The sequence below is a fragment of the Acidovorax sp. CCYZU-2555 genome (genome assembly GCF_018413525.1).
In the GTDB taxonomy this organism is placed as follows: Bacteria; Pseudomonadota; Gammaproteobacteria; order Burkholderiales; family Burkholderiaceae_C; genus Comamonas.
This window is the reverse complement of record NZ_JAHCDD010000121.1, coordinates 1-11,977: the sequence shown is the minus strand read 5'-3', so window position 1 is coordinate 11,977 and position 11,977 is coordinate 1. Positions and strand designations below refer to the sequence as shown.

The window sequence follows — 11,977 nt, the reverse complement described above, 5'->3', positions numbered from 1 at the left end:
GGGTGGCTGGCGGCAAGCATCGCGACCGCGCGCGGCAGGAAGATGCTGACCGACAGCGGCAGCACGCCGACCACCACGCGCCCGCGAATCTCTCCGCGCCAGGCCGAGAGGTCGCTGTCCATGCCGCGCACTTCGGCCAGGGCCAGCTTCACGCGGCGCAGCAAAGCTTCGCCCGCGGGCGTGAGCCGGGTGCCGAACGTCAGCTTGTAGAACAGCTGCAGGCCCAGGCTGGTCTCCAGGCCTTGCAGCGCCGCATGCACCGCGGGCTGGGTCAGGCCCAGCGATTGCGCGGCCTGCGACTCGCTGCCGCAGTCGGCGATCGCCATCAGCGCGCGCAGCTGACCCGCGGGAACGATTTCGGCAAATCGCTGGGGCAGGGGGGAGCGCCGCGTGGCCAGCGTGGTCGCGGCCTGGGCTTCGGCCGCGCCGCTCGACAGGTGCTGGAGCATGGCTTCGATGCGCGTGGCCAGCTGGCTGCCCAGCGTGGTGGGCATCATGCCGCGCGCGCCGCGCATGAACAGCGACAGCCCGCAGGCTTGCTCGAGCTGCAGCACCGAGCGCGCGACCGCGGGCTGGGACAGATGCATGGCCTCGGCGGCGCGCATGGTGCTGCCGTGCTGCACCACGGCCAGCATGGCGCGCATCGCGCGCAACTGCCCGACCAGCGTGGGAAGATGCGTGGCGATGCCGGGCGCTGGGCCGGCCCAGGGGGCGATGGAAAGGCTCATGTCGATGCGCTCCGCGTGGCGTTGGTGGGGCTGAATTCATTCTCCCATAAGAAAAACGCATTGGTCGGCGCGATAGCGGCATTTGCCCGCGGGCGCCAGCCGTGGAATGCTGTAGGCCTGGATCAAGACGGCACATTGCAGGCCGCGCAATCCGAGGAGACACGAATGAATCACGATATCGAACGCCTGTTCATACGCCAGGCGTGCCAGGATCTGGTGCTGCGCGCCGCGGCCTGCGCCGACGCCGGCGATGCCCAGGCCCTGGCGCAACTGTTCGCCGAAGACGCCGTGCTGCAGCGCCCCAGCGGCGATGCGCTGCGCGGGCGCGCGGCCATTGGCGCGGCCTATGCACAGCGCCCCGCGGGCCGCCTCACGCGGCACCTGGTCACCAACACGCTGTTCGACTTCGCCGATGAAGACCATCCCGGCGCGCTGAGCCAGGTGCTGCTGTGGTCCTGCGACGAGGCCGCCGAGCCCGGACCGCACGGCCGGCCGGCCCATGCGCGTGAACTGGTCGGCGAGTTCGATGACCGCTTTTGCCGCGCGCCCGACGGCGGCTGGCTGATACAGCGGCGCGTGGCGCGTTTCGTGATGTTTCGCGACGCGACCTGAACGCCCGGTCTAGGGAAAACGAGGAGCAAACGGCGGCGCGCCACCAGAAGTGATTCTGTACACTCAATTTCATTAAGTACACGCAATGAATAGCGTGGCACATGGTTTCGCTCCTGCGGGGCGGAACATTCGCAACCAGCAAAGGAGCATCATGGCGGGAAACAGAGGCGTTGTTTATGTGGGGCCGGGCAAAGTGGAGGTGCAGGAAATTGCGCTGCCCGACCTGGTCGATCCCCGTGGTCGCAAGATCGAGCACGGCGTGATTCTCAAGGTGGTTTCGACCAACATCTGCGGCTCCGACCAGCACATGGTGCGCGGCCGGACCACGGCCCCGGTGGGCCTGGTGCTGGGCCATGAGATCACCGGCGAAGTCATTGAAGTCGGGCGCGATGTCGAAACCCTCAAGAAGGGCGATCTGGTGTCGGTGCCGTTCAATGTCGCCTGCGGCCGTTGCCAGACCTGCAAGGAGCAGAACACCGGCGTGTGCCTGAGCGTCAACCCGTCGCGCGCCGGCGGCGCCTACGGCTATGTCGACATGGGCGGCTGGGTCGGCGGGCAGTCCGAGTACGTGATGGTGCCTTACGCCGATTTCAACCTGCTCAAGTTCCCGGACCGCGACCAGGCCCTGGCCAAGATGCGCGACCTGACCTGCCTGACCGATATTCTTCCTACGGGCTACCACGGCGCGGTCACCGCCGGCGTCGGCCCGGGCAGCACGGTCTATGTGGCCGGCGCCGGCCCGGTAGGCATGGCGGCCGCGGCTTCGGCGCGGCTGCTGGGCGCGGCCGTGGTGATCGTCGGCGACGTCAATCCCTCGCGCCTGGCGCATGCGCGCAAGGTCGGCTTTGAAACCGTGGACGTGTCGCTGGATGCGACGCTGGGCGAGCAGATCGCGCAGATTCTGGGCACGCCGGAAGTCGACTGCGCCGTCGATGCCGTGGGCTTCGAAGCGCGCGGCCATGGCCATGCGGGCGCGCAGCACGAAGCGCCGGCGACGGTGCTGAACTCCTTGATGGAAGTGACGCGCGCCGCGGGCAAGATCGGCATTCCCGGGCTCTATGTCACGGACGACCCGGGCGCCAAGGACACTGCGGCGCAAAAAGGCGCTTTAAGCATACGCTTCGGCCTGGGCTGGGCGAAATCCCACAGTTTCTTCACCGGCCAGACGCCGGTCATGAAATACAACCGCGCGTTGATGCAAGCCATTCTGTGGAACCGCATCAACATCGCGGAAGTTGTAGGCGTGGAAGTCATCTCGCTCGCCGACGCGCCGCGGGGCTACGCCGAATTCGACGCCGGCGTGCCGCGCAAGTTCGTCATCGACCCGCACGGCATGCTGGGCACGGCACGCGCCTGATCGCGCCTGTGATGGGCTGGGCGCGGCGCGCAGGCGCCGCGCTCAGTCGGGCCGCACCGGCGCGCGGCTCTGGTCGTTGTTGATGTGCACGAACTTCTGCAGCAGCCGTATCAGCTCCAGCTGCTCGTCGGCTTCCAGGCTCGAAAGCATGTTGGCGCTCAACTGGTGCACGCCGGTCACGAAGCCCGACAACATCTGCGTGCCCGCCTCGGTCAGGACCAGCCTGCGCTGCCGGCGCGGCAGCATCTCGCGCACGATCCAGCCCTTGGCTTCGAGCCGGCGGGCGATATCGGCGGCCGTCGAATTGTCCAGACCCACTTTCAGCGCGAGCGTGACCTGGTCTATGCCAGGCGTCTCCTGCAGCATGCGCAAGATGGCGTACTGCACGGGCGTCACATCGCGTCCCAGTTCCTCATGGAACATGGAAACCGCAATCTGGTGCGCGCGACGGATCAGGTGACCCGGCTGTTCGTACAGGTCAAGCGACAGGTCGGAAGGGTTCTTTTTCATTGAGCAGATGGCGCTAGGAGTATGAGACCGAGTGTACGGGCCGCAAACCCCGGGCCATGCCAGCAGTCTTCGTGCGGGCCCCAGGTTTCGCCGAGGCCCGCACGCCAGGCTTATGCCGTATACAGCAAGCCCGATTCCAGCACGCCCACCAGCTCGGCCGTAGGATGGGCCAGCGCGTACTGCACGGCCGCGTCGACCAGCTCACGCGAAGCCAGTTCACCGCTTTGCAGCTGCTGCACGAACGGCTGCAACTGCTGCTGCGTGCCCGCGCTGCCCGTGGCATTGGTCCAGAGCAATTGCACCAGCTCCTGCGCCGTGAACGCATGGCCTTTTTGCTGTTGCAGCGCGTCGATCGCAAAACCGCTGAGCACCTCGACGCTCATGCCGGAATCCAGTGCGGCCAGACCCGCGCCCGCCAGTCCCTGGTGCGCAAGCCCCTGGGTGCCGAACAGCACCGACAGCAGGCCCGCCACCTGGCCGGCCGAACCCTCGACATCCAGCGCCACGCTGACGTCCTTCAAGTGCAGGCGTTCGATACTGATCGATTCGGCCATATTGCCGTCGATCAGCGACGTGGCTTCCCAGCGGTGGCTGCCGGTGTGTTCCAGATGCACTTCGGCGCGGTTGAGCTCTATGCGCAGTTCATCGTGGCCGGCCGTACCTTGGTTCAGTTCCGGGATCACGTCCATGCGCACGATCTGTGCGTTGTCCTGCAGACCCGCAATCAGCTGCTGGGCCGTGAGGCCGGGGAACAGCGCGGGCGCGGCCTGCAGCACCACTTGGGCCACCTGCAGAGCGGTCAACTCGCTGTGCTGCTGGGCCCAGGCGCCGTGCTCGGGGGTAGGGGCCAGGCCCAGCCAGCGCGTGGCGATATGCGCCACGGCGGCTTCGGCCTCGCTGTCGGCGATATACAGCGCCGGGCCATTGTCAAACTTCACTTGCTCTATGGACTTCAGGCGATCGACTTCGCCCGTGGCCCGGTGCGTGGACACCAGCACCTGGCCGTCGGTGGCCAGCGTGTAGTCGGCCAGGCTGCCCGACTGCAGCGCGCTGTCCCAGCCCAGGCCGCCGTCGAGGCGGTCGTTGCCGCTGCCGCCCGACAGCGTGTCATGGCCCGTGCCGCCAAACACGATGTCGTTGCCCGCGTCGCCGAACACCTGGTCGTTGCCGCCCAGGCTGCCCACGGTGTCGTTGCCGGCGCCGCCGTGCAGCACGTCGTCATCGGCGCCCAGCACCATCCACTGGTCACTGGCATCGCCGATGGCGAAGTTGCGGCCCTCGCCACCGATGACCCGGACGCTGCCGATGACGATGGCAAACTCGACGCGGCTCAGGTCCAGCACGCTACCCGCGGGCAGCGCGCGCGCATCGATGACCAGTGCTTCCTGGCGCAGCGGGTGGGAGAGATCGCTCTCGCCGGTGCCCGTCGTGCCTTGAACCACGATGGGCTGGCTGGAGGCCGTGGCGCCGGGCGCGGTGCTGAACGTCAATGTGCGCACCGTGACCTGTGACTGGTCGCCGACCGTGGGCACATAGGCGTCTATGCCTTGCTGCAGCAGCGTGGCGAAGTCACCGGGCAGCGTGCGCGGCGAGGTCGCTGCCATGAGCTTGTCGCGCAGCGTCAGGTTGGCGCCGCTGCTGCTGTCGGAGCTGACGCCCACGCCCGTGGGCAGGCCCACCTGCACCAGGATGTTGCCGTTGGCGTCCTTGGCCAGCGGTACGTCGGCCAGCGCACTGTGGAGCGTGTTGGGGTCTTCGTTGCGGTTGGGCGTGACCGGGGCGACGCGCGTGGTCGTGGTGGTGACGCCGTTGCTGTCGGTGCGCGTGGTGGTGGTGACGGTGGCGCCGTCCACGGTCACCGGGGGCAGCGAGGGCTCGGTGGGCTGGGTCGGCTCGGTGGGCGTCGTGGGCTCGGTCGGTGTGATCGCTTGCGCGGTGGTGAAGTTGAACGTGGTCGCATCACCGAGTGCGACGGCGGCGTTGCCGGCTACATCCAGGATGGCATCGGTATCCCAGGTGAGGTGGTAGGCGGTGCCAGCTTTCAGCGCCGCGGCGGGCGTGATGACCAGGCGGCCGGCGCCGTCGATGGTGGCGGTGATGGCGACCGTGGTGCCGGCCAGCGTGTCGTGCAGCAAGATCTTGGTGGCATCGGCCGAGCCCAGGCGCTCGCCGAAGTTGAGCACCAGGGCCGCGCTGGTGGCGACGGCGGAGGCGTTGTCGGCGGGGCTGCTCAGCGCCGGGTTGAAGACCGGGGCCGTGGCGTCCAGCACGTAGGTCTGGATCAGCGGTACACCTTCGTTGCCCGCGGCGTCTATGACTCGAAGGCGCAGCGTGCCGCTGCCGGGCAGCGTGACGTTGTTCCAGGTCAGCGCCGTGCCCTGGACACTGGCGGTGATGTCGTCCCAGGTGGCGCCGTCGTCGAGCGAACCATAAACACTCTCTCCGGTATCCAACGCTGTACTGAGCGTGGCCGTGATGGTCTGGACTGCGGTGTTGGTGATGAAGTCCGCGGTGTTACCGCCCGTGTCTTCCGAGAAATGCAGGGCGCCGAAGGTCTGTATAGGCACCGTGGTGTCGATGACAATGTTCTTGATGGCGCTCAGCGAGCCAGCGGTTCCCGGCGTGGGCAGCGTCAGCACGGCGTTGTCGCCGCCGGAACTCTGGATGGTGGCGTCCATGAGCTGCAAGGCCGTGCTGTTCAGGTAGTCGAGATCGGCGCTGTTGTCGCCGGCTTGCACGGTATAAGTGAAGCTCAGGGCGGCGCTACCCGAGCCGCTGCTATAGAGGGCCTGGCGGCCGGGTTGGCCCAGGTCCAGCAGCAGCACCGGCGTGCCGCCCGTGGTATCGACGTTCACCACCTGGTCGAAGCTGACGACGATGGTGAGGGTGGTTCCCGCCTTGTAGCTGCCGTTGGCCTGCGTGGCGCTGATACCGGAGATGGACGGGTTCAGCGGGTTGACCGTGATGTTGATCGTGTCGGTGTCGGACTTGGGGCCGTTGCTGCCGGAAAAGCCCAAGTCATTGGATACGACCGTGATGCTCGCGCTGCCCAGGTGGCCGCTGGTGGGCGTGAAGCTCAGGCCCTGCAAGACCGCGTTGACCGGGCCCGCGTTGCCCTGGACGGTCACGGTGGTGACATCGGTGCTGCTGCCGCTAACCCACACGTCCGGCGAGAAGGGCAGGGTCAAGGTTCCATTGGTGGCGGTCAGCGTGACTTCCAGAATATCGCCATCCACATCGCCGACTGTGATGGCATTGCCGTTGGCGGTGCTGAAGACCAGGGTGGCGTCCTGCTTGACGGTCTGGGAGTCCGGCACGGCGTTGACCGGAGCGTCGTTGAGCGCATCCACGGTCACTGTGCGGGTCAGCACGCCGCTGTCCAGGCTGCCGTCATTGATCCTGAATTCGATGTTCCGTGTCGTGGTGTCCGGGTTGTCCGAAGTGCTGGTGTAGGTGACCGCGCGCAGGGCCGCCTGCCATTGGGCCGGGCTGGCACTTGCCGTGGACGTCAGGCTCAGCGTGGCGGATGGCGCATCCCAAGAGGCGCTGATGTCGCCCATGGTCTGGGCGACGGCCACCAGGTCCAGCAGGTCGGTGCTTTCCGCATTGGTGATCCGGACTGTGGCGCTGGCCAGGTCTTGGCTGTCCGGGTCGCTGACAACGATGCCGTCATCTATGACTACCGGCGTCGAGGTCACGTTGGCGCCTTCCGTGAAGGCCGCATTGCCGCCTGCGCCAGCGGTGAGCACCGGCGCATCGTTGACGGCGGTGACCGTCAGGGTCGCGGTATCGGTGAGCGACGAGAATGCAGAAGTGCCGCCCGCTGTGGTGGCATCGACCTTGCTGCCTTCGGAGCCTGTGCTGCTGGTCTGGTCCCAGGCCTTGTAGGTGATGGCGGGGGTTTCTCCATGCGGCCCGTCCGGTGTGAAACGGAGCTTATCGGTGGCGCGAAGGAGCAGTGCCTGGGTGATGCTCACGGTGCCCACATCGCTCCAGGTCGAGCCGGAATCGGTACTGAACTGCCACTTGCCATAGGTGGCGCTGACGCCGGTGATGGCAACGCCCTGAAGCGCACCGGTATCGACATCGGATATCCCCCCCAGCAGCGCGCTGACCAGGTCGCCGGCGTTGTCGATCGCACTGTCGGACAGCGGTGACAGCGTGGGCGCTACGGCAGTGAGCACCGGCGCATCATTGAGTGAGGTCACCACCAGGCTGGACTGGGCGGTGCCGGTGGAGAACGCCGTGCTGCCGCCATTGCTGGTGGTGTTTGCCAGACCGGGTATCGCCGTGGTCGAGGCCGTGCCGGTACTCCTATCCCAGGCACGGAAGGTCAGGCCCACGTTCTCCCCGTTGTCGGCGTGCGGCTGGTAGCGGACCTGGGTCGTTGCCGTCAGCAGCAAAGCGCTGGCGCTGGAGACGGTGCCGAAATCTGTCCAGCTGCTGCCGTCGGTGGAGTACTGCCAGGTGCCACTACCGCTGGTGGAGGTCACGGCGATGCCGACAAGCGCGCCGGTATCGACGTCGCTGTAGTAGACGCTGCCAAGCAGGGTGCTCACCAGGTAGCCGCTGGTGGTGGTGTCTTCGTCTACCGATGTCATCGTGAACGGTCCGCCGCTCAAGGTGGGCGCATCGTTGATCGACACCACGGTCACGGTGCTGCTCACGGCCACGGCGGTCGCATCGATGCCCCCATTGGCCGTGCCGCCGCTGTCGCCTACGCTGGTCAGGGTGACCACCCGCGTCGATCCCGACGGCGTCTCGCTGTCGTTGCGGTAGGCCATGGAGTTGACGATGGTTTGCGCCACCGTCGCCGAGAGACCGGCATGATTCAGGGTCACGGTGGCTGTACCGCTGGTGAACGAGACCGCGACGTTCACACCGTTGCCGGTTGTGGTCGCGGAGCTTCCGTGGACCAGGGACACATCGCTGCCGTCGATCACCAGCTTCTCGGCAGCGCCGTTGACCACGTTGGTGACCGTATAGGTCATCTGGGTCACCGTTTGCCCGGCCTCGACGGTATTGATCGCGGTGCCGGAGAACAGCGCGACCGCGCTGCCGTTTTCGGTAAACGTCGGGTTGGAGCCCGTGGCGCTCACCACAGGCGCATCGTTGAGCGCCACGACACTGACGGCCACCGTGGAGGTTGCGCTGGTGCCGCCGGCGCCGTCTTCCAGGCTGATGGAAATCTCGCGCGATGTGGTGGAAGGGCTGATGGTATTGCTGTTGCGGTAGGCCAAATTCTGCAGCACCGCGGACACGTTGGCCGGCGTCGCGTCGCTGGTCAGGGTCAGCACCAGCGCAGTGCCGTTGCTGCCGCCTGTGAAGCTGCCAATGGTCAAGCCGTTGTACAGGACCGAGGCCCCAATGACCGCCACCTTGTTGGCGCCCGCGCCCTGGTCGCGGATCAGCAGAATATCTTCAGCGGAGTTGCCGCCACTGGTGATCTGGATGGTGAGCTTGCCGCCATTGAAATTGGCCGAGTCGGAATCGGTGACCGTGGCGTTGCCGCTGGAGTCGAGCAGCACCAGGGCGCTGTCCTCGATGAAGCTGACGGTGTCGCCGTTGAGGTTGGCGATCACAGGTGGGACATTGGGGAGCACTGCGGCCGCGACCACAATATCGTCCATCCAGAACTGGATATCCGCAGAGCCGCTCTGCTGAACGATACGGAACTCGTCTATGTTCTTCCACTGCGGGTTGGCGCTTGCATCGATCGTCACCGTCACCGACGTTGCGTCGTTGGCGGTTTCCGTGAAATCCTGCTGGGCGACGACATTTCCATCGCGGTATCCGACCACGCGTAGAGTTGGCTCTGACAACCCGTTTTTAAGAACGAAGGACTGAAGCCAGAACTCCGCCCCCGACGTGGCAAAGAATTGGACTGACTGGGCTACGGTGAAATATCCATTGACGCTGAGCGCTCCATCGCCCGGTCCCGCAAGTTGCGTATCTGAATTGAGCTGGGTTACGTCCAAATAACTGGGTTTTGATCCTGTGGACGGCGCATCCGTGTCGGACGATGTCAGCAGACGCACTGTCCACGCATCGAACGAGCGAGGACTGCCCCCCTGACTGCGGCCACTGGTTACGGCCACCTGGTCGAAGTTCAAGGAGACAGGAGCCGCCAGCAATCCGGCATACGCCGACAGATCCAGCGGCACTGCAACGCCCGTGCCTGTCCAGGCTTCCAGCACGCTGTCGCCGCCCAATGCCGGCGCGCCGGTCGGGTTCGTGGAGGCCGCCACCTGTCCGCCCGTGGCCTGGGCCAAGGCGTTGATGAACGCAAGTCCGGCTTCGTCTTCGGCCACGTTGCAGCCATACAGCAGCCAGTTCGCATCGGGGGCCAGTTGCGCGCCCAGCGCCGCAAGTGCATCCGCGTGGGCGTGGATGGTTGTCGTGTCGTAACGCTGCCCGCCCAGAACCACGTAGCCGTCGCCTCCATGGGAAAGCAGATCGAGCGTATCGACGCTGTGCCCCTGCTCGGCAAGTGCCTGCACGGCATCGGTAATCTGCTTCAACGGACTGGTGCCGTGTTCCAGAAACAGAACGACGCCGCTTTCATCCAACTGCGAGAGCAGCGCCTGCGAAACAGTGACGGCGGAATCAATAACGATTAGGCGGGTAGGGTTCATGGCAGGGGGCTTTCGCAGTGAATGAAGAAATGGAGTGCACGCCCCGCACGCAAGCCCCGGTGGCGTGCGCCGAAGCTGCTGCTTTGGTTCCGGTGATCACCACCAATCAGCCCATGGAAGTCGTTCCCTGGTCATGCTGCAGAGGCGAACAGCATGTGACTGGTTGCGGTGGCATATCGAGACTCGGCAGGCGACAGAGAATCCCTTGGCACATCGAATAAAAATTATACAAAAAACACAATTACATACAACTACGGGCAAGTGAGTTTTCCGCATAAGAATCCACACTCCATTTGCTGGAGAGCGGCCCTGCTTCAGGCGTGCAAAGCAGTGCTGCATCAGAGGTCTGGCTTTGCCTTGGTCGCGGATGTTCACGCACGGCCGTTCGTCGCCAAGCAGGGCGCTGCCAATCCACATCGAATGCGAAAGTAGCTTCGCCAGCCCCTTGTCAATAGGGAAATCCGCAGTCTTTGACCGCTTCAATTTTGCCCCATGGTTCAGTACACTGAATCATATTCAGCACACTGAATGAACTGATCCATAAAGACAAGGAGCCTCACGATGTTTCCCAAGAATGCCTGGTATGTGGCCTGCATGTCCGATGAAGTCGGCGCCAAGCCGCTGGGTCGCAAGATCTGCAACGAGCCGATGGTGATCTATCGCAATGCCGCGGGCGCGGCGGTGGCGCTCGAGGACTTCTGCCCGCACCGCGGCGCGCCGCTGTCGCTGGGCACGGTCGTTGATGGCAAGCTGGTCTGCGGCTACCACGGGCTGGAGATGGGCTGCGATGGCAAGACGGTTTCCATGCCGGGCCAGCGCGTGCGCGGCTTTCCGCCGGTGCGCGCGTTTGCCGCGATCGAGCGCTATGGCTTCATCTGGGTCTGGCCGGGCACGGGCGTGCCCACGCCGCTGCACCATCTGGAATGGGCCGAAAGTCCTGACTGGGCCTACGGCGGCGGCCGCTATCACATCCATTGCGACTATCGGCTGATGGTCGACAACCTGATGGATCTGACGCACGAGACCTATGTGCACGCCAGCAGCATTGGCCAAAAGGAAATCGACGAGGCGCCGGTCAACACCAAGGTCGTGGGCGACGAAGTCGTCACCAGCCGCTTCATGGAAAAGATCCATGCGCCGCCGTTCTGGCGCATGGCGCTGCGCGGCAACGGCCTGCCCGACGACCAGTTGGTCGACCGCTGGCAGATCTGCCGCTTCACGCCGCCCAGCCACGTGATGATCGAGGTCGGCGTGGCGCTCGAAGGCAAGGGCGGCTACGACGCGCTGCCCGAGCACAAGGTCTCGAGCATCGTGGTCGATTTCATCACGCCCGAGACCGATACCTCGCACCACTACTTCTGGGGCATGGCGCGCAACTTCAAGCCGCAGGACCAGGCGCTGACCGACACCATCCGCGAAGGCCAGGGCAAGATCTTCTCGGAAGACATGGAAATGCTCGAGCGCCAGCAGCAGAATCTGTTGCGCTACCCCGAGCGCAAGCTGCTGATGCTCAACATCGACAGCGGCGGCGTGCAGTCGCGCCGCGTCATCGACCGCTGGCTGGAAGCCGAGCGCAATGCGCCCAGTGTCGCGGCCGCGATCGCCACTGCGGGAGCCGCCGCATGAGTGCTGACCTGCTCACTGTGCGCGTGGTGCGCAAGACCATGGAAACCGAGGCCATCTGCCGGCTCGAGCTGGTGGCCGACGGCGGGCAGCCGCTGCCCGCATTCACCGCGGGCGCGCATATCGATGTGTTCGCGCCCGGCGACTTCGTGCGCCAGTATTCGCTGAGCAACGACCCTGCCGAGACGGGCAGGTATGTGATCGGCGTGCTGCGCGATCCGGCCTCGCGCGGCGGTTCGCTCTCCATGCACGATGCGGTGGCCGAAGGCGACCGGCTGCAGATCAGCGCGCCCAAGAACCACTTCGCGCTGGCCCAGCCCGCGCGCGAGCATCTGCTGTTCGCGGGCGGCATAGGCGTGACGCCCATTCTGAGCATGGCGCGCCACCTGGGCGCCACGGGCCAGGCGTTCAAGCTGCATTACTGCACGCGTTCGCGCGCCCACACCGCGTTTCTCGATGTGCTGGCCGCGCCGCAGCTCGCGCCCCATGTGGCCCACTATTTTGCCGACGGC

The 11,977-nt window shown here is 65.6% G+C and carries 7 protein-coding genes; 4 read left to right on the top strand and 3 right to left on the bottom strand.

The genetic code is table 11. The features are described 5' to 3' along the window. On the bottom strand, nt 1-728 hold a 728-nt coding region (locus KHY18_RS25855), incomplete at its 3' end, for a LysR family transcriptional regulator (protein ID WP_213306988.1). 165 nt (nt 729-893) lie between these two features. Here KHY18_RS25855 and KHY18_RS25850 point away from each other — a divergent pair. Both KHY18_RS25850 and fdhA read left to right on the top strand, forming a co-directional pair. After that, on the top strand, nt 894-1,340 hold the full coding sequence (locus KHY18_RS25850) for a nuclear transport factor 2 family protein (RefSeq protein WP_213306984.1): 447 nt from the start codon (nt 894-896) through the stop codon (nt 1,338-1,340). A gap of 151 nt (nt 1,341-1,491) precedes the next feature. Then, the gene (gene fdhA, locus KHY18_RS25845) at nt 1,492-2,697 is read left to right on the top strand and encodes a formaldehyde dehydrogenase, glutathione-independent (protein ID WP_213306981.1); all 1,206 of its coding nucleotides are present in this window, start codon (nt 1,492-1,494) and stop codon (nt 2,695-2,697) included. A gap of 42 nt (nt 2,698-2,739) precedes the next feature. On the opposite strand, the gene KHY18_RS25840 is transcribed toward fdhA, so the two are convergent. Both KHY18_RS25840 and KHY18_RS25835 read right to left on the bottom strand, forming a co-directional pair. Then, nucleotides 2,740-3,207 (bottom strand): MarR family winged helix-turn-helix transcriptional regulator, encoded by a 468-nt coding sequence (locus tag KHY18_RS25840; RefSeq protein ID WP_213306978.1) that lies wholly within the window; start codon nt 3,205-3,207, stop codon nt 2,740-2,742. A 110-nt stretch (nt 3,208-3,317) separates the two neighbouring features. After that, a complete protein-coding gene (locus KHY18_RS25835) occupies nt 3,318-9,842 on the bottom strand; it encodes a DUF4347 domain-containing protein (protein ID WP_213306975.1) in 6,525 nt (2,174 codons plus the stop codon). Between the two features lie 561 nt (nt 9,843-10,403). Between KHY18_RS25835 and KHY18_RS25830 the strand changes: the two genes are divergently transcribed. Beyond that, nucleotides 10,404-11,468, top strand: a complete 1,065-nt coding sequence (locus KHY18_RS25830) for a Rieske 2Fe-2S domain-containing protein (RefSeq protein ID WP_213306972.1) — start codon at nt 10,404-10,406, stop codon at nt 11,466-11,468. Then, nucleotides 11,465-11,977: ferredoxin reductase (locus KHY18_RS25825; RefSeq protein WP_213306969.1), on the top strand; the 513-nt coding region annotated here is incomplete at its 3' end. The genes KHY18_RS25830 and KHY18_RS25825, both read left to right, overlap by 4 nt.